Source organism: Nocardiopsis sp. CNR-923 (assembly GCF_001942255.1).
Lineage (GTDB): Bacteria > Actinomycetota > Actinomycetes > Streptosporangiales > Streptosporangiaceae > Nocardiopsis.
In genome coordinates this window covers 77,330-99,330 of the sequence record NZ_MKKC01000131.1, presented here as the reverse complement: position 1 = coordinate 99,330, position 22,001 = coordinate 77,330, and the positions used below count along the sequence as shown (strand labels likewise).

The following is a 22,001-nucleotide window of genomic DNA, read 5'->3' as shown; positions in this document are numbered from 1 at the left end:
GGGACCAGCCAGTGTCCTCAGAAGAGAACGCGCCCCAGAGCGACGAGTCGCCCGCGCCCGACCTTCCCGACCACGTCAAGCACACCGCGATCGCGCTCGTGGGCGCCTACGCCGACCGCAACCGGGACGAGCTGGAGGAGGCGGTCCCCGGGGCGGCCGACGACGTCGACGACGTCCTGTCCGAGCTCAAGGTCATCGCCGCCTTCCTGAGCCGCCGCGTACAGCAGACCGGTGTGGTGTGGAAGCCCGCCGACTCGCGCGAGGCCGTCGCCCGCACGGTCGCCGAGATGCTCCCGCCCGAACTGGAGTTCGCCGTCAGCACCACCTGGGAGGCGCACTCCGTCGGTGAGGAGGAGGCCGCCGAGCGGATCTCCCAGGGCGATCCCATGGTCTTCGTGCACATGCTCGCCGCGTTCAGCGCCGCCATCGGACTGGCCGTGTACCGGCGGCCCGAACTGGTCTCCACGCTTCGCCAGGTGACCGGGCTCGCCGAGGACTGACGGAGACCGGGTCTACCCGTCGGGCCACCGTCTGCTCACGACTCGGCCACAAGGACGCGTTGTTTACTTCACATCGGGGGCTTCCTTACGTAGGTTTCCTACCATCCCCCTGGGGGCCCTCGAATGGAACGGGAGGCGCGCCGATGGCACGCAGACGGACCCACACTCACGTTCACCTCCCCACCGCTGCCCTGGCCCTGGCCCTCACCGCGACCGCCTGCGGCGCGGTCGCGGGCGACGGTCCCGTGGCCGACCCCCTGGTCGTCTGGATCATGGAGGGCACCAACCCCGACGAGACCGCCTACTTCGACGCGGCCAACAGCGCGTTCACGGAGCGGACGGGCGTCGAGGTCGAGGTCGAGTTCGTGCCGTGGAGCGACGCCCAGAACAAGATCTCCACGGCCATCGCCGGAGACACGGTGCCCGACGTGGTCGAACTCGGCACCACCTTCATCCCCGAGTTCGCCGACTCCGGCGCCCTGTACGACCTGTCGACCCACATCGACGACCCCTACCTGTACACCCAGAGCATGCTGCGCATGGGCCAGATCGACGACCGGATCTACGGAGTGCCCTGGTACGCGGCCATCCGCTCCATCGTCTACCGCTCCGACCTGTTCGAGGAGCACGGCCAGGAGGTCCCGCAGGACTGGGCCGAGCTGCGCGAGACCGCCGTCGCGCTCTCCGAGGCCGAGGAGGACATGACCGCCTTCCCCGTCCCGGGGGACGCCCAGTACTCGGTCATGCCGTGGATCTGGGGCGGCGGCGGTGAGCTCGCGGCGCAGCGACCCGACGGCACGTGGGTGTCCGACATCGACAGCGAGGGCGGCCGCGCCGGAATGTCCTTCTTCACCGGCCTCGCCCTGGAGGACGGAGTGTCCACCACGGGAGCGGTGAACTGGAACGAGATCGACGTCATGGAGGCCCTGGCCGAGGAGCGCGCCGTCATGGCGATCTCCGGCAGCGCCACCCCCAAGGCGATCCTGGAGTCCAACCCCGACCTGGAGGGCCGCCTGGGAGCCTTTCCCATCCCGGGCAGGGAGGGTGGGTACACCGACTCCTTCGCGGGCGGTTCCCTGTTGTCCGTGTTCGCGGGGACGGGGCAGGAGGAGACCGCCTGGGAGTACGTCGCGCACCTGACCGGAGACGAGTTCTCCATCCGCTGGTCGGAGGAGACCGGGTTCTTCCCGGGGCGCGCGGCCGCGGTGCGCACGTTCGCCGAATCCGAGAACCCGCTGGTCCGGCCGTTCGCGGTCCAGCTGGAGGCGGCCAGCCGCGGCACCCCCGTCACCCCGGCCTGGGGGCGGGTGGAGGCCGCGAAGGTCATCGTCGCCATGCAGCAGGACGTCCTCAACGGCGACGCCACGGTGGAGGAGGCCACCGAGCACGCGGCCGACGAGGTCGAACGCATCCTCAACGGGGACTGAACGTGGGCACACCGGTCGGACTCAGTGAGGCGCGGCGGCGGCCCGAGCGGGTCGGCCGCTCGGCGGTCCCGGCGCGGGCACGGCCGCGAAGGCGCCGCCGGGCACCGCTCCTCACGGGGGGCGCCCGGCGGGCGCTCCTGCCGTGGGCGCTGTTGGCCCCCGCCCTGACGGTCATCGGGCTGCTCCTGCTCTTCCCCCTGGGGCGCGTCGTGTGGCTGTCCTTCCGGGACTTCCATCTGCGCAACCTGGTCACCGGCACCTCGGAGTCCGTCGGCCTGGCCAACTACGCGGCACTGCTGGGCGATCCGTACCTGTGGCGCGTCGTGCTGCCCAACACGGTGGGCTTCGCCCTGGTCGCGGTGGTCGCGACGGTGGTCCTGGGCACGCTCGTGGCGTTGCTGCTGTCCACCCTGCGGCCGCTCACGCGCGTCATCGTCGTCTCGTGCGTCATGGTGGCCTGGGCGATGCCCGCAGTGAGCGGCACGTACGTGTGGATCTGGATCTTCGACGTCGACGACGGCATCGTCGCCCAGTCGTTGACGTCCCTCGGACTCCTGGGCCCGGACGGGTACAACTGGTTCGCCGACCGCCTGTTCTTCTACGGCGTCGTCACCCTCAACGTGGTGCACAGCGGGTTCCCGTTCGTCGCGGTCACGGTGCTGGCCGGGCTGATGACCGTCCCGCGGGACCTGCACGAGGCGGCGATGATCGACGGAGCGGGCGCCTGGCGGCGGTTCTGGCACGTCACCTTCCCCGTGCTGCGTCCGGTGTTCGCCGTGGTGACCGTCCTGTCCACGATCTGGGACTTCAAGGTGTTCGCGCAGATCTACCTCATGCCCGGCGGGGACGTCGGCGGCTCGGAGATGCTCAATCTCGGCGTGTGGGCGTACGTGCGCTCCTTCGGCCACAACGACTTCGGGACGGGATCGGCCGTCGCGGTCCTGCTCACCCTGCTCCTGCTGGCGGTCACGGTGCTGTACCTGCGCGCCCTGTTCCGGGAGGACGAGTTGCGATGACGGGCGGGCCGGCGCCTCGGGGGCGTTGCGGGCACGCCCCGTCAGCCGAGTGCCTGGATGAGTTTCTCGCGGACCCGCCGCCAGTCCACGGCGGCCAGGGGCCGGTGGTCCAGGTCCTCCAGGACGGCGTCCATCGTGCGCAGGTCGTATTCGCCCAGCGGGCGGCCGTCGTCGTGGCTCCGAGTCACGAGGTTGTTGACGTACACGAACAGACGCTGGCCGGTCAGGTCGGAGAGCGCGTGGCGCACGGCGCGGTCACGGAAGCGCGCGTCGTGCGGAATCCAGCTGATGACCACCTCGGTGGGGGAGGGGCCGGCGGACTTGTTCACGGCTCACGCCACCGTTTCCGACGACCACGTCGACACGGCCATCACCCCTCAACCGTCATCGGGGCGGTACGAGCGCCCCCGCACGAACAGAGCAGGATTCTAGCCGTCCCCCTTCCCCGGCCCATCATCGGACCGGGCCCGGCGACGGGTGCCGGTGAGAGGAGCTTCGTTGCACACGAGCACGGCCGCGCGGCGCGCGGCCAGGTCCGCCGGGGTGGCGGTCCTGCTGGCCTTCACCCTGTTCCCCGTGTACTTCATGCTGGTCAGCGCGTTCTCCGATCGGAGCACCTCCGGGACCGGCGTGCTGCTGCCCACCGATCTCACGTTCGACAACTTCGCGTACGTGATGACCGAGGGCCGGTTCTCCGTGTACCTGCGCAACTCCCTGGCGGTCGCGGGCATCACCGTGGTGGGGGCGTGCCTGCTGGCGCTGCTGGCCTCGGTGGCGGTCGCGCGGTTCCGGTTCCGCTTCCGGACCACGGTGCTGGTACTCATCCTCGTGGTGCAGATGGTGCCGTTGGAGGCCCTGGTCATCCCGTTGTTCCTCCAGGTGCGTGACCTGCGGATGCTCAACACCGTGCTGGGGCTGGGCGTGGTGTACGTGGCGCTCTCGCTCCCGTTGGCGGTGTGGATGATGCGCGGTTTCGTGGCGGCGGTCCCGCGTGAGGTCGAGGAGGCCGCCTACATCGACGGCGCCTCCTGGCCGCGCATGTTCTGGTCGGTGCTCTTCCCCCTGGTCGCCCCGGGTCTGGTGGCCACGGCCGTCTTCTCCTTCATCGTGGCCTGGAACGAGTTCGTGCTGGCCCTGACCTTCATGCAGCAGAGCGACAAGTACACGGTGGCGGTGGGCCTGCGTCAGTTCTTCGGCCAGTACGCCAACGAGTGGGGGCACGTCATGGCCGCGTCCACGATCATCACGGTCCCGGTGATGGTTTTCTTCGTCCTCGTCCAGCGCTGGCTGGTCGCCGGGCTGGTCCAGGGGGCCGTGAAGGGGTGAGGCACAGCAGGGACGGCGCGCCGCCCCTCCGCCCCCGGGAGCCGGGCGGCGGAGGGGCGGCCGCGGGTCACGTGAGTTCGCGCTTGAGGATCTTGCCGGTGGCGGTCATCGGCAGTTCGGTGCGGAACTCGACCTGGCGGGGGTACTTGTACGCGGCGAGGCGCTCCTTGGCCCAGTCGACCAACTCCTGCTCGGTGAGGGTGGAGTCGGCCCCGCGGATCACGAACGCCTTGGCCTCCTCGCCGTGGGTCTCGTGGGGCACGCCCACGACGGCGGCCAGGCTGACCTCGGGGTGGGTCATCAGGACCTCTTCGATCTCCCGCGGGTAGACGTTGTAGCCGCCGCGGATGATCATGTCCTTGGACCGGTCGATGATGAAGTAGAAGCCGTCCTCGTCGCGGCGGGCGATGTCACCGGTGCGGAACCAGCCGTTCCGGATGACCTCGGCGTTGGCCTCGGGGCGGTTGTGGTAGCCCTTCATCACGCAGTGGCCGCGCACGGCGATCTCGCCCACGTCCTCGGCGTCGTTCCAGTCGGGGTCGATCAGCTTCATCTCCACGCCCCACACGGGCAGGCCGATCGAACCGGTCTTGGCCCGGACCCGGGGGTTGTTGAAGGAGACGACGGGGGAGGTCTCGGACAGGCCGTAGCCCTCCTTGATCTCCACGCCGAAGGTCTTGGCGAAGTCCTCGGCGAGCTGGCCGGGCAGGGAGGAGCCGCCGGAGCAGGCGTCGACGATCTCGCCGGCGATCTTCTCCAGGTCGTAGGTGCCGGGCTCGGCGGACTGGACCGCGTTGAGCAGGCCCCAGTACATGGTGGGCACCCCGGCGAATCCGGTGACGCCCTCCTTGTCCATGAGCTTGAGCGCCTCGTCCGCGTCGAAGCGCGGCATGAGGACCAGGGTCCCGTGCCGGTACAGGGAGGCGTTGAGCACCACCGTCTGGCCGAAGATGTGGAAGAGCGGCAGGACGGTGAGGGCGACGTCGCGGCCGTCGGGATGGGGGTTGAACAGCTCGGCGGCGACGATCGCGTTCGTCATCAGGTTGTGGTGGGACAGTTCGGCGCCCTTGGGCCGACCCGTGGTGCCGCTGGTGTAGATGATGACGGCGGTGTCGTCGGCGTTGGCCTGCACGGTCTCGAACGTGCCGGGCTGGCCGTCGAGTGCCTTCCACAGGGTCTCGGCGCCGTCGATGGCGGACTCGGTGGCACCGGCGGCGGCGGGTAGGTCGATGTAGGTCTCGCAGGTGTCGACCTGCTGGAAGGCCTCGAAGGCGCGCTCGCCGAGAGGGAGCTCGGGGGTGCCGGTGAAGGCGAAGAGCGCCGTGGCGCCGGAGTCCTCCAGGTGATAGGCGATCTCGCGCGGGGTGAGGAGCACGTTGAGGGGAACGACGACGGCTCCGGCCTTGAGAGCGCCGAAGTAGACGAACGGGAAGTAGGGAAGGTTGGGGCTGGCGAGCGCGACCCGGTCGCCTGGTCGGACACCCCGGGCCACCAGGAGGTTGGCGACCTGGTTGGCGATCATGTCGGTCAGGGCGTAGTTGAGGCGCAGATCGCCGAAGACCAGGCATTCCTTGTCGGGTACCGATCGGGCGCCGTCCTCCAGAAGCACGGACAGGTTGAGCATTGGGGCCTCCCGCTACGTGTGAGTGACGGACCCAGGTGTGGTCTGGGTCTCGTGGTGCGCGTCACGTGACGGCAGCGTAACAAACCAGCTGGTCGGTGTGGAGATCTGAGCTGGATCGAAACCTAACGGTGTTTGGAACGCGTGCCGCGGATTCGCCCGCGGCGTTCCGGCGCCGGCGCGCGGACGGCGCAGGAACCGCGTCGCCGCCGTGACCGGGAGCCGTCCACAGGGTGGCCGAACGGGTCCGCGGCCGAGGGCGGGTACCGCTAACCTGGGAACTGCACGCGGGGACGCCGGGCCCGATCCCGGCGCGCGCGTGCGACCGACGTGAGAGACCGGCTAAGGAACTTGCAGCGATGACAGCGGTAGACGGCGACCAGAAGACGGGCGACACCTACGACGCCCGCGCCCTCCAGGACAAGTGGCAGGCGCGCTGGGCCGCTGAGCTTCCGTTCCAGGGCAGCGAGGACCCCGGCGACACCCGGCCGCGCAGCTACGTGGTCGACATGTTCGCCTACCCCTCCGGCGACCTGCACATGGGCCACGCCGAGGCCTACGCCATCGGCGACGTCATCGGCCGCTACCGCTTCCAGCGCGGCGACAACGTCCTGCACCCCATCGGCTGGGACTCCTTCGGGCTGCCCGCCGAGAACGCGGCGATCAGGAACGACTCCCACCCCGCCGAGTGGACCTACGCCAACATCGAGACCCAGGCCGCCTCCTTCCGCCGGTACGGCATCGCCGTCGACTGGTCGCGCCGCCTGCACACCAGCGACCCCGAGTACTACAAGTGGAACCAGTGGTTGTTCCTGCGGTTCTTCGAGCGCGGGCTGGCCTACCGCAAGGACGGCCAGGTCAACTGGTGCCCGCAGGACCAGACCGTGCTGGCCAACGAGCAGGTCGTCCAGGGCCGGTGCGAGCGGTGCGGCGCCGACGTCGTCCGCCGCGGCCTGAACCAGTGGTACTTCAGGATCACCGACTACGCCCAGCGCCTGCTGGACGACATGGACCAACTCGACGACGGCCGCTGGCCGGACGAGATCCTGGCCATGCAGCGCAACTGGATCGGCCGCTCCGTCGGCGCGGACGTCCACTTCGCCATCGAGGGCCGCGACTCGCCGGTCACCGTGTTCACCACGCGGCCGGACACCCTGTACGGGGCCACCTTCTTCGTGGTGGCCGCCGACGCCGACCTGGCCGAGGAACTGTGCGCGCCCGAGCAGCGCGCGGCCTTCGACGCCTACCGCGCCGAGGTCGCCAAGCTGTCCGACATCGAGCGCCAGGCCACCGAGCGGCCCAAGACCGGTGTGTTCCTGGGCCGGTACGCGGTCAACCCGGTCAACGGACAGCGCATGCCGGTCTGGGCCGCCGACTACGTGCTGGCCGACTACGGCCACGGAGCGATCATGGCCGTGCCCGCGCACGACCAGCGCGACCTCGACTTCGCCCTGGCTTTCGACCTGCCCGTCAAGGTGGTGGTGGAGACCGGTGATCCCGACCCGGCCGAGACCGGCGTGGCCACCGCGGGCGAGGGCACCCTGCGCGAGTCCGGGCCGCTCGACGGTCTGACCAAGACCGACGCGATCGACCGCATCATCGAGGTGCTGGCCGAGCGCGGCACGGGCGACGCCGCCGTCAACTTCCGTCTGCGCGACTGGCTGCTGTCCCGCCAGCGGTACTGGGGCACGCCGATCCCGATCATCCACTGCCCCACCTGCGGTGAGGTGCCGGTCCGCGACGACCAGCTGCCGGTCGCCCTGCCCGAGCTCAAGGGCGCCGAGCTGGCGCCGCAGGGCGTGTCGCCGCTGGCCGCCGCCACCGACTGGGTCGAGGTGGACTGCCCGGCCTGCGGCGGCCCCGCCAAGCGCGACACCGACACCATGGACACGTTCGTCGACTCGTCCTGGTACTTCCTGCGCTACTGCTCCCCGCACCTGGACACCGCGCCGTTCGACTCCGAGGCGGTCAACACGTGGGGCCCCGTGGACCACTACATCGGCGGCAAGGAGCACGCGACCCTGCACCTGCTGTACGCGCGCTTCTTCACCAAGGTCCTGCACGACCTGGGCATGCTCTCCTTCACCGAGCCGTTCCGCCGCCTGACCAACCAGGGCCAGGTCATCAACGAGGGCCGGGCGATGTCCAAGTCCCTGGGCAACGGGGTGGACCTGGGCAAGGAGATCGAAGCCTACGGCGTCGACGCCGTCCGCCTGACCATGCTCTTCGCCAGCCCGCCCGAGGAGGACGTCGACTGGGCGGACGTCTCCTGCACCGCCGCGCAGAAGTTCCTCAACCGCGCGTTCCGGGTGATGAGCGAGGCCGGCGCGGCCAGCGCGCCGGGGACCGACGCCGCAGCCGGGGATGCCGGGCTGCGCCGGATCACCCACCGCAGCATCGATCAGATCACCGCTTTGGTCGAGGCCCGCAGATTCAACGTGGCCATCGCGCGCACCATGGAACTGGTCACGGCCGCGCGCCGGGCGATCGACTCCGGCCCCGGCGCCGCCGACCCGGCCGTACGCGAGGCGGCCGAGTTCGTGGCCGTAGCCCTGTCGCTGTTCGCGCCGTACGTGGCCGAAGAGGGCTGGGAGCGGCTGGGGCACACCGGCAGCGTGGCGGTGGGCAACTGGCCCGAGGCCGACCCGGACCTGCTGGTCCAGGAGTCCGTGACCTGCGTGGTGCAGGTGCAGAGCAAGGTCCGCGACAAGCTGTCCGTGGCGCCCGACATCGACCCGGCGGAGCTGGAACAGCTGGCGCTGGCCTCGGAGAAGGCCCAGGGATTCATCGGCGACAAGCAGATTCGCAAGGTGATCGTGCGCGCGCCGAAACTGGTGAACATCGTCGTCGGCTGATCCGGCGGCGGAGGCGGCGGTCGCGTTCGGCGGCCGCCGCCTCCGCGTGAGGCGCCGACGTGAGCGACGACCGACAGGGAGGCGGTGGGCGGGTGTCCCCATCGGGTAGGGCGGGTGGTGCGCTGGTGCGCGGCGCCGTCATGGCGGGCGGCGCGGCAGTGCTCGCCGCGGCGGCGATCGGCGGTGGGCTGGTCCTGGCGGGCGGCGACCCCGACGTTCCCGGGGAGGACGACGTCCACGCCTCGGCGCCCGACTGCGCTGTGGTTCCCGAGAGCGCCGTGGCCGAGGCGTTGACCGACGCGGTGGTCGAGTCCGCCGAGTCCGGCCCGCGGCCGGGCGGCCACACCACCGTGTGCGCGTGGACCTCGCTGGGCCGCGCCGAAGCCCCCGGTACGCTGCGGGTGGAGTTCTCCGCGCTGTTCACCGACACGTCGGGCGAAGAGCCGGTCTCAGGCGTCCAACACACCGAGGGCGCGCTGGCCGCGGTCGTCCCACGCGGCGGCGACGAGGTCGTGCTCGGGGCGCACGTCGCGGCGCACGTGTGGGCGGAACGCGCGCCGGGCACCGCTGGCCTGGCCTTCCAGGCCGACAATCTGTTGGTTCGGGTGGCCTACTCCGGCGTCTCCGGAGGCGACCCGGTGGAGTGGGAGGACGCGCGCGAGACGGCGGTGCGCGTCGCCGAGCGACTCGTGGAGGCCGTGTGAACCCCGAAACCCCCCTGGCGGTCCCCTCGGCCCAACCCCGGAGCCGGGGCTGCGCGGTGGTCGGCGTGGTGGCGTTGGCACTGGTCGTCGTCCTGGTTGTTGCTGGCGGCGTGTGGTTCGTCGTCAACCGGGACACCCTGGAGTCGGGTGACTTCGACGCCGCGCCCGCGTGCGCGGCCGGGGAGACCGACGTGCTCGGCGAGCTGGTGCCCGCCCACACCCTGGAGCTGGAACAGCCGGTGGGGAGCCAACAGGACTCGTTCGGCACCGGATGGCAGTGCCGGTGGTCCACCCCCGAGGGGCCGGGCGACGTGGTTCCGTCCTTCGTGACCCTGGTCATGGTGGCCGCGCCCAACCCCGGCGGGATCCAGACGGCCGCCGGCAACCTGCGGAACACGACCGCGAACCAGGGCGCCGACCGCGTCGAGGGCATCGGCGACGAGGCGTTCTCGTGGACGGACGAAACGGACTTCCCGTTCGCCTGTGTGGGCGCGCGCGTGTCCAACCTGTACGTGGAGACCTGCTACGGGGCGGCGGCGGATTACGCCGTCACCCGCGCGGCCGAGCCGGAGCGCGGACTGGAGACGGCCGAGGAACTCGCGAGGGCCGTGCTTGCGGACCTGCCCTCCTGATCCTCACCAGGCCTGGTCCAGGAACTCCTCCAGGGCCGGAGCGACCTCGGGGGCGAAGGGACGGTCGGCATCCAGAGCGGCGGTGCCCGGCCGGTCCCGGAACTCGCGGAACACGTGGTCGGCGTCGGGGACGTCGAGGCGTTCGGCGTCGGCGAAGCCGGTCATGAGCCGGTCCACGTCCGAGCGGGGGATCTGGACGTCCTCCTCGCCCCACAGCACCAGTACGGGGGTGCCGTCGGGAAGGTCCGCGGCCAGCTCGACGGGGTCGAAGGTGTCGATCCACCTGAGGAAGGCCGCGTTCTGCTCGGAGTAGACGGTCTCCAGCAGCGGCGACAGGTCGTCGGGCAGTTCCCGCCCGCCGCGCAGCGCGGCCCGCCCGGCCCGCGCGTCGGAGAGCACGGTGACACCGTCGGTCGTACCGATGTGGCCTCGGGCCTCGCCCACGCGGATCTGCTCGGTGAGCTGGCGGTCGACGAGGTCGAGGTAGTGGGTGCCGGGCGGGGCGGCGAGAACCAGGGCGGGCGACGTGTCCAGGAGGTCATGCGCTCGGAGGGCGAACAACGCGCCCTCGCTGTGTCCGACGACGACCGTGCGGTCGGGATCGACGCCGGGCTGGGCGAGGAGTTCCTCGTAGGCGGCGATGAGTTGGCGGTCGTGGACCTCGGGGTCGATCGACGCCTCCGGATCCAGGTCGCCCAGACCGGTCTGGCCGCTGCCGATCTTGTCGTAGCGCAGTGAGGCCACCCCGGTGTCGGCGAGCACCCGGGCGAGGTTCAGATTGGTGCCCGCGTCGGGTCGGGTCTGCGTGTTGCCGTCCCGGTCGGTGGGCCCGCTGCCGGAGACGATGAGGGCGGCGGGAACGGTGCCCGTGGCGTTGGTGGGGGACGTGAAGGTCGCGAACACCTCCGTCCCGTCCACGGCGAAGGACAGGTCCCGTTCGGAGCCGCTGACCCCGGGCGGGGGGACCGAGGCGGTCTCGCCTGAGCAGGCTGTGGCGAGCAGGAGACCTGTGGTCGCGCCGATGGCCGCGAGCGCGCGCCGACGACCGGTCGCGGGAGAGGAGGCGGGTGTGGACATGACCTCAGCCTACGGTGTGTGCCGCGGATGCCGCCCGTCGTGAGGCCGAAGAGGGAGCGAGGTCGGGGTCCTTTCGACTGATGAGAACGCGGCGAGAGCCGTGCCGGGGCGTCGCGCAGCAGGGACGGGTGCGCGGCACACGGCCTGGCGGCCCGGTCCGGGAGCCTGGCGCCCTCCCGGACGGCGCGGGCCGGCCCGCGCCCTTCAGACCCGGCGCATGACGGCGACGACTTTGCCCAGGATGGTGGCGTCGTCGCCGTTGATGGGCTCGTAGGCGTCGTTGCGCGGCATGAGCCACACGTGGCCGTCGTCCTCGCGGCGCAGCACCTTGACGGTGGCCTCGTCGTCGAGCAGGGCGGCCACGATGTCGCCGTTGTTGGCCTCCGGCTGCTGCCGGACGACCACCATGTCGCCGTCGGTGATGGCCGCGTCGGTCATCGAGTCACCGACCACGGTGAGCATGAACAGCCGACCCTCTCCGACCAGCTGACGCGGCAGGGACAGCACGTCCTCGACGGACTCCTCGGCGAGGATCGGTCCGCCCGCGGCGATCCGGCCGACCAACGGCACGGCGGCCGCTCGCGAGGCGTCCGCGCTCGGCTCCGCCGGGTCCGCCTTGACGCCGGAGGCACGGCCGGGCGTGCGCAGCTCGACCGCCCGCGGGCGGTTCTGGTCACGGTGCAGGTACCCCTTGCGCTGGAGCACCTTGAGCTGATGCGCCACGCTGGAGGGACTGGACAGTCCGACCGCGTCACCGATTTCCCTTATCGAGGGCGGGAAACCGCGCTCCCGTACGTACCGCTGGATACAGTTCAGCACGCTCTGCTGACGCGCCGTGAGTTTGGGGGCGTCGGGCTTCGGCCCGCCCGTGTCGCCCACGGGCGAGAGGACGGTGGTGCTTCCGGGATTCTCCTCCGGCACGGCCGGGCCTCCTCGGCGTTCGGTTCGGTCGGGGCCTGCTTGGGTGACTGCCTGGCTCCGGTCCGCGCCAGCGCGGACCCGTGGGTCCACGTGCCGACGAAACCGGAGTGAAATCAACGTCAACATTAGTCGTTGCAGACGGTGATATCAAACAAGCGTTCGAGGCTGTGGATAATTGCCGGGTGTTTTCGCGGTCAATTACCGGCCTCCACTTACGTGTACACGTGTACTCCCGTCGCTGTCCCCGGAATACGCGAACACGATGCCGCCGGTGTCGGTGTGGGTCTCGTCTCCCCGGGGCCGTCCGCGTCGCGAACTCCCTGCGCACGCGGTTGTCGACGGTTTCGCGAACCTCCGGGCGCGGTGTTGGGGGGCCGTTCGGCGGTATCCTGGCAACCGGATTTCGGGCGGACCCGTGCCCCTTCCGCGGACTGTCCGCCGACCCTCTCCATCCCCTCGTGAGCACTGGCGGGGCCGCTCCGTCCGTGCCCGCGGCCCCGTGGGCGGGGCACACTCCGGGCTGGTTGCGGGACGTCGGGTGGCGGTCGAGGTTCAACCACAACATCTGGGAGTGGCAGAGAAGCGAAAGTCCAGGACTTGTGGTTAAGTGGACGTACGGGTCGTCGCGAGGAAGCAGGTGAACAGGGATGCATTGTCCGTTCTGCCGCCACCCGGACACCCGGGTGATCGACAGCAGGTCCACCGACGACGGCGCGGCCATCAGACGCCGCAGGTCCTGCCCCGTGTGCGAGCGCAGGTTCACCACGCAGGAGACCGTCCTGTTGATGGTCGCCAAGCGTTCGGGGGTCACCGAACCGTTCAGCCGAACCAAGGTCATCGCCGGAGTGCGCAGGGCCTGTCAGGGCCGCCCGGTCTCCGAGGACGCGCTCGCCAAGCTCGGACAGCGCGTCGAGGAGGAGATCCGCAGCCGGGGTCTGGCCGAGGTCCCCGCGCACGAGATCGGGCTGGCCATCCTCGGCCCCATGCGCGAACTGGACGAAGTCGCCTACCTGCACTTCGCCAGCGTCTACCGCGGGTTCGAGAGTCTCGCGGACTTCGAGGCCGAGATCGCGAGCCTGCGTCAGGACCACCAGGCCGACACGGGCTCGACCACCGGGTGACACCCTCCAGGCGCATTCTCGGGGGAGATGCCGTCATGACGGAGAACACCGGCGGCAAGGCCGGACACGAGGGGCTCCGGATCGGGCGCGTCCACACCACGCCCGGCGTCCACCCCTACGACACCCTCGATTGGGAGCGTCGCGACGTCGTCATGACCAACTGGCGTGACGGGACGGTCAACTTCGAGCAGCGCGGTGTGGAGTTCCCCGCCCCCTGGTCGATGAACGCCACGCAGATCGTGGCGAGCAAGTACTTCCGCGGCGCCCCGGGGACCCCCGAGCGCGAGTGGAGCCTCAAGCAGCTCGTCGACCGCGTCGTCGGCGTCTACACCGCCACCGGCCGCGCCCACGGCTACTTCAGGGACGACGCCGACGCCGAGGTCTTCGACCACGAACTCAAGTACGCCCTGGTCCACCAGCTCTTCAGCTTCAACTCCCCGGTCTGGTTCAACGTCGGAACCACCTCGGCCCAGCAGGTCAGCGCGTGCTTCATCCTGTCCGTCGACGACACCATGGAGTCAATCCTCGACTGGTACAAGGAGGAGGGGATCATCTTCAAGGGCGGCTCCGGAGCGGGTGTGAACCTGTCGCGGATCCGCTCCAGCCGGGAACCGCTCTCGTCCGGCGGCATGGCCTCGGGGCCCGTGTCCTTCATGCGCGGCGCCGACGCCTCCGCGGGAACCATCAAGTCCGGCGGCGCCACCCGCCGGGCGGCCAAGATGGTCGTCCTGGACGTCGACCACCCCGACATCGAGGAGTTCACCGAGACCAAGGCGCGCGAGGAGCACAAGGTCCGCGCCCTGCGCGACGCGGGATTCGACGTCGACCTCGGCGGCGCGGACACGTTCAGCGTCCAGTACCAGAACGCCAACAACTCGGTGCGGGTCTGCGACGCCTTCATGCGCGCGGTGGAGACCGGATCCGAGTTCGGACTGACCTCCCGCACCACCGGCGAGGTCATCGCCACCGTCGACGCCAAGGACCTGTTCCACCGGATGGCCAGGGCCGCGTGGGAGTGCGCCGACCCCGGAATCCAGTACGACGGCACCATCCAGGACTGGCACACCAACCCCGGGGGCGGGCGTGTCAGCGCCAGCAATCCCTGTTTCCCAGCTGATCAGCGCGTGCTCACCGACCGGGGGCAGATCCCGATCGGCGCACTCGTCGAACGCGCCGCCCGAGGCGAGACGTTCGGCGTCTACACCAACGACGTCACGTCCGGTGAGGACCCACGGGACGCGGTGGTGGCCTCGGCGCCCGTCCGGTACATGGTCACCGGGACCAACGAGATCCTCGCCCTGCGCTTCTCGGACGGTTCGATCCTGCGCTGCACCCCTGGCCACCGAGTGTGGACGACGGACCGGGGATGGGTGGCCGCGGAGGACCTCACCGAGGACGACCGGATCGTGCGCTCGCTCCGGTACGCCCCACGCTCCAACCCCGCCCCACGGATTCCCTGGGCGGCGTCGGAAACCGCCCGCGCGGCCGCGGCCAGGCCCGGAGTCCGTGCGCTGAACCTCCCGGACACATGGGACGAGGACCCGGACCTCGCCCACTACCTGGGATGGCTCGCGGGGGGCGGCTCGGTCGGGGAGCGCTCGGTCGTGACCGTCTACGGCAGCGCTGAGGAGCGGGCGGACGTCCTCCCGTGCCACCGTGCGCTGGTCGAGCGCCTCACGGGGTTGCCGGGCGCGTCCAGCGTCCGGCCGAAGGGGACGCGACGGTTGAGGGTCGCGAGTCCGGCGCTGGTGGAGTTCGTCCGCGCACTCGGGTTGGGGACGGAGGCGGCGGGCGGGGTCGTTCCCCAAGCGCTCTTCGAGGGGCCGCAGGAGGCGGTCCTCGCGTTCCTCCGGGGCTTGTTCGACGCGGGCGGCCGAGTGGCCGAGCAGTCCGACGGGACGCGCCACGTGGAGCTGACCAGCCGTTCCGAGCGTCTCCTGCGCGATGCCCAGGAGCTTCTCGGCTCCTTCGGCATCGCCAGCAGCCTCCACACGAGGTCCCGGGTCGGACCGGACTCCCCTCCCCAGACGCGCGAGGACGGAAGGCTCGCCTCCGGCGGTGACGGGCCCGCGCACGCTCTCCGGATCACCGGCCGGTTCCTGCGGGAGTTCTCCACCCTGGTCGGCTCCTCCCTCGGGATCAGGCAAGACGAACTCCGCGCCGCGCTGGGCCGCGCTCGCGTACACGCGGCCGACACCTCGGTCCGCCTGGTCGGCCGGGAGTCCCAGGGGTTCGAAACCACGTACAACCTCACCGAACCCCGCAACCACTCGTACGTGGTGGGAACCACCGTCGTGGCCAACTGCTCGGAGTACATGTCCCTGGACGACTCCTCGTGCAACCTGGCCTCGATCAACCTGCTGAAGTTCCTGCGGGAGGACGACTCCTTCGACGTGGAGTCCCTGGTCCGGCTCACCGAGTTGGTCGTCACGGCGATGGACATCTCCGTCACGTTCGCCGACTTCCCCACCGACACGATCGCGCGGACCACCCGCGCCCACCGCCAGCTCGGCATCGGCTACGCCAACCTCGGCGCCCTGCTGATGGCAACCGGCCACGCCTACGACTCCGACGGCGGACGCGCCGTCGCCGCCGCGGTCACCTCCCTGATGACGGCCGCCGCCTACCGCCGCGGCGCCGAACTGGCCGCCGTGGTCGGTCCGTACGAGGGGTACGCGCGCGACAGCCGTGCGCACCGCCGCGTCATGCGCAAGCACGTCGCCGCCAACGACGACCTGCGCGCCGTCGGGGCTTTGGAGGAGCCCGTCCACGAGGCGGCCACCCGCGAGTGGGCCGAGTGCCTGCGCCTCGGCGAACGCCACGGGTGGCGCAACGCGCAGGCGAGCCTGCTCGCACCGACCGGCACCATCGGCTTCATGCTCGACTGCGACACCACCGGGATCGAGCCGGACTTCTCGCTGGTCAAATTCAAGAAGCTCGTCGGCGGCGGCTCCATGCAGATCGTCAACCGGGCCGTCCCGCGCGCCCTGCGCACCCTCGGCTACCGGGCCGAGCAGATCGAGGCGATCGTCGAGTACGTCGCCGAGCACGGACACGTGGAGGACGCTCCCGGACTGCGCCCCGAGCACCTGGAGGTGTTCGACTGCGCGATGGGCCGCCGCCACATTCAGCCGATGGGTCACCTGCGCATGATGGCCGCGGTGCAGCCCTTCCTGTCCGGGGCGATCTCCAAGACGGTCAACGTCCCGGAGGAGGCCACCGTCGCCGACTTCGAGCACCTCTACTTCGAGGGCTGGCGGATGGGTCTGAAGGCACTCGCCGTGTACCGCGACAACTGCAAGGTCGGCCAACCGCTGTCGGCCGGCGGCGCAGAGGCGGGGAGAGGGGCGCTCCGCGGCCCCGCGCTCCGCGGAGGCGGCCCGCCCGGTCCGCCGTCGCCTGCCCAAGAAGCGCCCGAGCGAGACCATGTCGTTCGCGGTGGGCGGCGCCGAGGGCTACATCACCGCCGGTTCCTATCCGGACGGCGGCCTGGGCGAGGTGTTCCTGAAGCTCGGCAAGCAGGGCTCCACCCTGGCCGGGGTGATGGACGCGTTCTCCATCGCGGTCTCCATCGCCCTCCAGTACGGCGTCCCGTTGGAGACCTACGCGCAGAAGTTCACGAACATGCGTTTCGAACCGGCGGGCATGACCGACGACCCCGACGTCCCCATGGCGCAGTCGGTGGTGGACTACATCTTCCGGCGTCTGGCCCTGGACCACCTGTCCTACGACGAACGCGCCGCGCTGGGTGTGCTCTCGTCGGACGAGCGTGCGGCACGGGTCGCGGACGGGGATCCGACCCAGGTCGCGGCCGAGGTGGAGTCCTACGCCCAGTCGGCCCCCACCCGGGACGCCGAGGCCGAGAGCCCCGGCGCTGAGCGGGAGGAGGCCCCGCCGAGGGAGCCGCACTCCAGCACGGAACTGTTGGAGCTGCGGCAGGGCTTCGTCGCGGACGCGCCGCTGTGCATGACCTGCGGCACCAAGATGCGGCCGTCGGGCAGCTGCTACGCCTGTGAGGGGTGCGGCGCCACCAGCGGGTGCAGCTGATATCGGGAGGAGCGCCGAGTGACCGGGATGGCGAACTGGCGCGGCCACCGGCTTCCGGTGTGCTCACGGAGATCAAGGACGCCCCCAGCCCCGAGGCGATGGTGGAGGCGGCGTGGCCGACAGGAAAGTGGCCACGGGGGCACACTGGTCCTCGACAGAGCCGCGTGGCTCCCCGGGGTGCGCTGTGTACGGAGAGCACGCGGATGGTCCAGACCTGTGGTTGGCCGACCCGCGGAACGGGTAGCTCTTCGGGACCGAGCGCCCTTCAGCGGAAGGTGGTCCCCATGCTGATCGCCGCGATCCTCCGGTCCAAGGGGCCGGAGGTGGTCAGGGTCGCCCCCGACGCGACCATCGCGCTACTCCTCACCGAACTCGCCCGCCAGGACATCGGCGCCGTCGTCGTCGCCGAGGACGACCGCGTCGTCGGCATCGTCTCCGAGCGCGACGTCGTCCGGGCCCTCCAACGCAGCGGCCCCGAACTCCTCTCCGACCCCGTCTCGGCCATCATGACCAGGGACGTGTTCACCTGCTCCACCGAGGACACCGTCGAGGACGTCAGCGAGGCGATGACGCTGCGGCGGTTCCGGCACGTCCCCGTCCTGTCCGGGGGCAGGCTGGTGGGCATCGTCAGCATCGGCGACGTCGTCAAGAGCCGTCTGAGCGTGCTGGAGGACGACCGCGCCGCGCTGGAGGCCTACATCCAGGGTCGCCGCGCCTGACCAGGCGCCGGAAGCACGGTCGGATGCGGGCGCGACGCAGCGGATGCGCCCGGGCGGGCTACTCCCCGCCCCGGTCTCCCACCGCGACGGCCACCGCCGCGGTCGCCGCGGTCACCCCCAGCACGGCGGGCCATGAGCCGACCTTCCCGGCCAGCGGGTGCGCCAGGCCGAACGCCCCCACGTACACCCCGGTGAGCGCGATCGCGGTGCCCAGCCCCGAACGCCGACGCCACGACTCGAACGCCGCCGCGCCGAAGGCCGCCAGCACCACTCCTCCCAGCGGGCGGTTTCCGGTGGCGCGGGCGGTCGCGTAGCCGCCGATCAGCCCGGCGGTGGTCAGCACGGCACTCGGTACTGCGGTCATCGGGGGCGCTCCTCCTCGTCGCGGCCGCTTTTCGGCCCGTCCCTCGAACGACGTTAGCCCCCGTCCCCGCGCGGCTGCCAACCGGCACGCACACGGAGACGCCGCGAGGGGAACAGCGACCGATCCGTCCGCCGTGACAGGGCTGGTCACGCTCAGGGCACGACCCATGGGTTTCGGATCGAAGCCGTGCCACCGTTGTCCCCATCCGATACCGTTGCGCCCGCCCTCGCGTCGCTCCCACCTGGAACCGGGCGGGTGTACGCCGCGTCGAACCCGATAGTTCCCCATCTCCGCCAGCAAGGAGTCCACGCCTATGTCGTTCGCGCAGACAGTGCGCGGCGCCGCCGACGCCATCGCTCAGGGAGGCGATCCGCGCCAGGCGATGGCCAGCGCCGTCCAACAGGTCTCGGATCAGGCCCAGTCCGAGGGGGGAGGCGGACTGGACCCGCGTGACTTCATCGCCGCCCGCGAGCAGGGCGAGTCCGTCGGCACCCGGATCGAGCAGAAGACCACCTCGCTCAACAACGCGGGCGAGGCGCTCAACCGCAGCCACACCGAGCGCGGCCGGGGCGGCGCCGTGCACGTCATCTGCCCCATGGTGATCCCGCGCGGCCGCACGTTCCTCACCATGCTTCCCGCGATCCTGCTCGTGGTCCTCGGACTCCTCGGCTCCCTCACCGTCCTCATCCCGTGGTCGCTGGCCGGGGGCAACCCCCTGCTCAACCCCCTCTTCGGCATCCACTACTGGATCATCACCGCGGCCGTCGCGGCCTTCATGTGGTGGCGCCAGGGCATGGTGATGGTGCCCGAGGGCTGCGAGGCGATCGTCACGCGCTTCGGCAAGCGCGAGGACAACTTCAAGCCCGGGCGCGTCACCCTGCTCAACCCCTGGAAGCGCGTCTCCTACATCGTCAACACCACGCGCGAGTACCCCTTCACGCCCCCATCCGCTCGGCTCCCACCAAGAGCGGGGTCCAGGCTTCGGTCGACCTGTTCGTCCAGTTCCGCATCGAGGACGCGACCAGCTTCGTCTACACGCTGGGCGGAGTGCAGGGCTTTCAGGAGAAGCTCAACAACGCGATCAGCGAGACCACCCGCAGCCTCATCTACGAGCAGGAGGCCTCGGCGATCTACGACATGGTCGGCGAGAGCACGCACGCCCTGCTCGACCAGCTGAACAAGCAGTTCGGCGGGATCGTGGTCCTGACCAACGCCAACATCACCCACGCCGAGCCCTCCAGCCAGGAGTACCGGATGGATCTGGCGGCTCCGGAGATGGTCCGCGTCGCCAAGGACGCCTACACCTTCGAGTACGAACTCCAGCTGCGCAAGGAGCAGAACGAGGGTGACCTGAACAAGGAGCTGGCGACCCTCCAGGAGACCCTGTCAGCGATCCAGGCGGACATCGCCCAGTACCAGGCGCAGATGGACACGGCTCTGGAACGGGAGACCAACCGGGCGCGCGCCCTGGCCCGCCAGCGCTTCGTGGAGGCCGAGTCCGAGGCCAACGCCAACGCGGCCCTGCTCCAGGCCCAGGCCCTGGACATCCGCGCGGTCAGTGCCGCCGAGGCTCCCGAGATCCTCAACTACCGCTTCCGCGAGAACCTTCTGGACAAGCTTGAGGCGGTCGCCGACAGCCTGCCGCAGGTCCTGCGGATCGGTTCGGGCGACACCGCCTCCGTCGACTACCTGCGCATCGCCCAGGAGATCATCGGCCAGACCGACACCGCCCTGTTCTCCGAGGCGGACATGGCGGCCATCCGCGCCCGACTGGGCGAGATCTCCGCCCGGATCGCCGAGCGCGAACAGGAGATCAGTTCCCTCGTGGGGGACGTCGGCGAGGCGCGCCGCCGGCCCCAGGACGAGGACCCCGGCCAGGACCTGGTCGAGGAGATCCGCCAGTCGGTCTCGGAGGAGGCGATCGACGTGCGCCTCGCCGAGACCTCGCAGGAGCCCGACGAAGCAGACGGGCCGGCCGCGCCCCTCGCCGCCCGGCCCGCTCCGGCCGACCCTTCCGTTACCGTCGACCCGCGGTACCAGCAACCTCAGACGCCGCCCCCGCCCCCGTGGTCGCAGCACGGCCCTGAGGACCGCGACCCGAACCAGGGAGGTTTCGCTCGATGAGCCAGCCCGTGAACACCGGCGGCGGTTCCAGCATCAAGGAGTCGCTCGCCTCCTGGGGCGACCTGGCCGGTCTGCTGCGGGGCGGCGACCAGGGCGCCCTCGTCCCCGTCGTCATCCCCCGCGACACCCGCGGCCTGCGCTGGACCGTGCTGGTCTGGTTCGGCCTCTTCTCCCTGTGCTCGGCCCTGATGATGGCGGTCAGCGCCGTCATCGGCGACAGCGCGGTCGGCTACACCCTGCTGGCGGTCCCCACGATGCTCGTCGGGCTGCTCAGCATCCTCGGCGCGGGTCTGTGGTGGTGGCGCGGCTCGATCATCGAGATCGAGGAGGGCACCCACGGGATCCTCACCCGCTACGGCGCGATCGTCCGGGCGGTCGGACCTGGCCGCCACTACCTGTGGCACCCCTGGTCACGTGTGGACTTCGTGGTGGACACCCGCACGGAGATCCCCTACACGGCCCCGGTCCTGGCCTGCCCGACCCGTGAGAACGTGCCGCTGAAGTCGATCGAGTTCTTCCTCAGTTCCAGATCATCGACCCGATTCGGTTCGTGACGATCATCGGCGCCGGCAACTTCGACCTGGTGCTCTCCAGCGCCGTGCAGGACGCGATCCGCCAGCGCAGCCGCCTGGTCAACACCGAGTCCGCCTACGACCTGCGCGGTTCCAACGTCGAGGACATGCGCCGCCTGCTCAACTCCCAGCTGGAGAAGTACGGCGTGCGCATCACCGGCTGCAACATCCCCGACGTGCAGCTGCCCAACCAGTACCAGCAGCACCTGGCCACGCGGGAGCGGGTCGCCAAGGAGCTCGTCGCCTACGAACAGGAGTGGGAGCTGACGCGCAAGCGCCGCATCGACACCCTGCTCATGGACATCGAGCGCTCGAAGAAGACGCGCGACGCGAAGATCGTCGAGGTCAACGCCGCCCTGAACAAGGCGCGCAAGGACGTCGCACAGATGCTGGAGGAGCAGGAGACCGAGGCGCAGCGGGTGCGGTACGAGATCGAGACCCGCGGCCGCGCCGACCTGGTCGCCGCGGAGAACGAGGCGAAGGCGCAACGGCGCCTGTCCACCGCCTACCGGGACAACCGGGCGGTGCTGGAGTACGAGCTGGCGCGCCGCCGCCTGGACGTGGGCGCCGCGCTGGCCGAGCGGGCGCCGCGGCCGGTCGTCGTGCAGACCGAGGCGGGCTCGGGCGACTCCTCGGCACTGGCCACGCTGCTCACCGCGCAGCTGCTGCCGCAGGTGCTCAACGGTGCGGCGCCGGCCTCCCGTGCGGCCTCCGCCGTGGCGTCCGCGGGCGCCCAGGAGATGGCGGAGTCCGCCCAGGGCGCGATCGCCACCGCAGCCGAGCGCCAGCAGCGGATGGCGCAGGAGTACCAGCGCCAGCAGGACGCCGCGATGCGCCAGCAGTTCGAGCACGGCGAGGGGCACGGCCGCCGCTGACCCCCGGAACAGACGGGGCCCGCGACCACCACTAGAACCCAAGCCCCAGAGTCCAAGGGGGTGGTCGCGGGCCCCGTTCGTGTGCACGTCCCCCGGGGAC

16 protein-coding genes and 2 pseudogenes are annotated in these 22,001 nt (G+C 70.7%); 13 read left to right on the top strand and 5 right to left on the bottom strand.

Going from position 1 to position 22,001, the window contains the following annotated elements:
- Nucleotides 1-11: 11 nt before the first annotated feature.
- The 3 genes from BJF83_RS23190 (at nt 12) to BJF83_RS23180 (ending at nt 2,943) form a co-directional block, all read left to right on the top strand.
- Complete coding sequence (locus BJF83_RS23190) at nt 12-500, top strand: hypothetical protein (protein WP_075927976.1); 489 nt, start codon at nt 12-14, stop codon at nt 498-500.
- A gap of 143 nt (nt 501-643) precedes the next feature.
- Nucleotides 644-1,927, top strand: coding sequence for a sugar ABC transporter substrate-binding protein (locus BJF83_RS23185; RefSeq protein ID WP_075927975.1), 1,284 nt, complete (start codon nt 644-646; stop codon nt 1,925-1,927).
- Nucleotides 1,928-2,064: 137 nt separating this feature from the next.
- Entirely contained in the window at nt 2,065-2,943 is an 879-nt protein-coding gene (locus tag BJF83_RS23180; protein ID WP_075928025.1) for a carbohydrate ABC transporter permease, read from the top strand.
- 41 nt (nt 2,944-2,984) lie between these two features.
- On the opposite strand, the gene BJF83_RS23175 is transcribed toward BJF83_RS23180, so the two are convergent.
- On the bottom strand, nt 2,985-3,272 hold the full coding sequence (locus tag BJF83_RS23175; protein ID WP_075927974.1) for a hypothetical protein: 288 nt from the start codon (nt 3,270-3,272) through the stop codon (nt 2,985-2,987).
- A 256-nt stretch (nt 3,273-3,528) separates the two neighbouring features.
- On the opposite strand from BJF83_RS23175, the gene BJF83_RS23170 reads away from it, so the two are divergent.
- A complete protein-coding gene (locus BJF83_RS23170) occupies nt 3,529-4,269 on the top strand; it encodes a carbohydrate ABC transporter permease (RefSeq protein WP_262391807.1) in 741 nt (246 codons plus the stop codon).
- A 67-nt stretch (nt 4,270-4,336) separates the two neighbouring features.
- Here BJF83_RS23170 and BJF83_RS23165 read toward each other — a convergent pair whose 3' ends face one another.
- On the bottom strand, nt 4,337-5,893 hold the full coding sequence (locus BJF83_RS23165) for a long-chain fatty acid--CoA ligase (protein WP_075927972.1): 1,557 nt from the start codon (nt 5,891-5,893) through the stop codon (nt 4,337-4,339).
- 356 nt (nt 5,894-6,249) lie between these two features.
- Here BJF83_RS23165 and leuS point away from each other — a divergent pair, with 356 nt between their 5' ends.
- The 3 genes from leuS to BJF83_RS23150 all read left to right on the top strand — a co-directional run bounded on the left by leuS (nt 6,250) and on the right by BJF83_RS23150 (nt 10,081).
- Nucleotides 6,250-8,745, top strand: a complete 2,496-nt coding sequence (leuS, locus tag BJF83_RS23160; RefSeq protein WP_075927971.1) for a leucine--tRNA ligase — start codon at nt 6,250-6,252, stop codon at nt 8,743-8,745.
- 125 nt (nt 8,746-8,870) lie between these two features.
- The gene (locus tag BJF83_RS23155) at nt 8,871-9,449 is read left to right on the top strand and encodes a hypothetical protein (protein WP_262391798.1); all 579 of its coding nucleotides are present in this window, start codon (nt 8,871-8,873) and stop codon (nt 9,447-9,449) included.
- Entirely contained in the window at nt 9,446-10,081 is a 636-nt protein-coding gene (locus BJF83_RS23150) for a hypothetical protein (protein WP_075927970.1), read from the top strand. The genes BJF83_RS23155 and BJF83_RS23150 overlap by 4 nt, the downstream gene beginning before the upstream one ends.
- A 3-nt stretch (nt 10,082-10,084) precedes the next feature.
- Here the strand turns inward: BJF83_RS23150 and BJF83_RS23145 are convergent, their stop codons facing one another.
- Both BJF83_RS23145 and lexA read right to left on the bottom strand, forming a co-directional pair.
- A complete protein-coding gene (locus tag BJF83_RS23145) occupies nt 10,085-11,158 on the bottom strand; it encodes a S9 family peptidase (RefSeq protein ID WP_075927969.1) in 1,074 nt (357 codons plus the stop codon).
- Nucleotides 11,159-11,362: 204 nt separating this feature from the next.
- Complete coding sequence (gene lexA / locus BJF83_RS23140; RefSeq protein WP_075927968.1) at nt 11,363-12,079, bottom strand: transcriptional repressor LexA; 717 nt, start codon at nt 12,077-12,079, stop codon at nt 11,363-11,365.
- Nucleotides 12,080-12,726: 647 nt separating this feature from the next.
- On the opposite strand from lexA, the gene nrdR reads away from it, so the two are divergent.
- The 4 genes from nrdR (at nt 12,727) to BJF83_RS23125 (ending at nt 17,966) form a co-directional block, all read left to right on the top strand.
- Nucleotides 12,727-13,200 (top strand): transcriptional regulator NrdR, encoded by a 474-nt coding sequence (gene nrdR / locus BJF83_RS23135; protein ID WP_075927967.1) that lies wholly within the window; start codon nt 12,727-12,729, stop codon nt 13,198-13,200.
- Nucleotides 13,201-13,235: 35 nt separating this feature from the next.
- Entirely contained in the window at nt 13,236-17,078 is a 3,843-nt protein-coding gene (locus BJF83_RS23130) for an LAGLIDADG family homing endonuclease (RefSeq protein WP_262391797.1), read from the top strand.
- Nucleotides 17,017-17,247 (top strand): hypothetical protein, encoded by a 231-nt coding sequence (locus tag BJF83_RS29935; RefSeq protein ID WP_262391796.1) that lies wholly within the window; start codon nt 17,017-17,019, stop codon nt 17,245-17,247. Before BJF83_RS23130 ends, BJF83_RS29935 begins: the two co-directional genes overlap by 62 nt.
- A gap of 284 nt (nt 17,248-17,531) precedes the next feature.
- Nucleotides 17,532-17,966 (top strand): CBS domain-containing protein, encoded by a 435-nt coding sequence (locus BJF83_RS23125; RefSeq protein ID WP_075927966.1) that lies wholly within the window; start codon nt 17,532-17,534, stop codon nt 17,964-17,966.
- A gap of 58 nt (nt 17,967-18,024) precedes the next feature.
- Here BJF83_RS23125 and BJF83_RS23120 read toward each other — a convergent pair whose 3' ends face one another.
- Nucleotides 18,025-18,330 carry a hypothetical protein gene (locus BJF83_RS23120; protein WP_075927965.1) on the bottom strand — a complete coding sequence of 102 codons (306 nt, stop codon included), beginning with the start codon at nt 18,328-18,330 and terminating at the stop codon, nt 18,025-18,027.
- 313 nt (nt 18,331-18,643) lie between these two features.
- Between BJF83_RS23120 and BJF83_RS23115 the strand changes: the two are divergent.
- Both BJF83_RS23115 and BJF83_RS23110 read left to right on the top strand, forming a co-directional pair.
- A pseudogene (locus BJF83_RS23115) lies at nt 18,644-20,454 on the top strand (SPFH domain-containing protein).
- Nucleotides 20,451-21,901 (top strand): annotated as a pseudogene (locus BJF83_RS23110) (SPFH domain-containing protein). The pseudogenes BJF83_RS23115 and BJF83_RS23110 overlap by 4 nt, the downstream one beginning before the upstream one ends.
- Nucleotides 21,902-22,001: the final 100 nt, after the last annotated feature.

Bases quoted from the DNA above. Each gene is read 5' to 3' on its own strand.
- BJF83_RS23185 (WP_075927975.1), top strand. From the start codon at position 644: ATGGCACGCAGACGGACCCACACTCACGTTCACCTCCCCACCGCTGCC.
- leuS (WP_075927971.1), top strand. From the start codon at position 6,250: ATGACAGCGGTAGACGGCGACCAGAAGACGGGCGACACCTACGACGCC.
- BJF83_RS23170 (WP_262391807.1), top strand. From the start codon at position 3,529: ATGCTGGTCAGCGCGTTCTCCGATCGGAGCACCTCCGGGACCGGCGTG.
- BJF83_RS23125 (WP_075927966.1), top strand. From the start codon at position 17,532: ATGCTGATCGCCGCGATCCTCCGGTCCAAGGGGCCGGAGGTGGTCAGG.
- BJF83_RS23145 (WP_075927969.1), bottom strand. From the start codon at position 11,158: ATGTCCACACCCGCCTCCTCTCCCGCGACCGGTCGTCGGCGCGCGCTC.
- nrdR (WP_075927967.1), top strand. From the start codon at position 12,727: ATGCATTGTCCGTTCTGCCGCCACCCGGACACCCGGGTGATCGACAGC.
- BJF83_RS23130 (WP_262391797.1), top strand. From the start codon at position 13,236: ATGACGGAGAACACCGGCGGCAAGGCCGGACACGAGGGGCTCCGGATC.
- BJF83_RS23120 (WP_075927965.1), bottom strand. From the start codon at position 18,330: ATGACCGCAGTACCGAGTGCCGTGCTGACCACCGCCGGGCTGATCGGC.
- BJF83_RS23165 (WP_075927972.1), bottom strand. From the start codon at position 5,893: ATGCTCAACCTGTCCGTGCTTCTGGAGGACGGCGCCCGATCGGTACCC.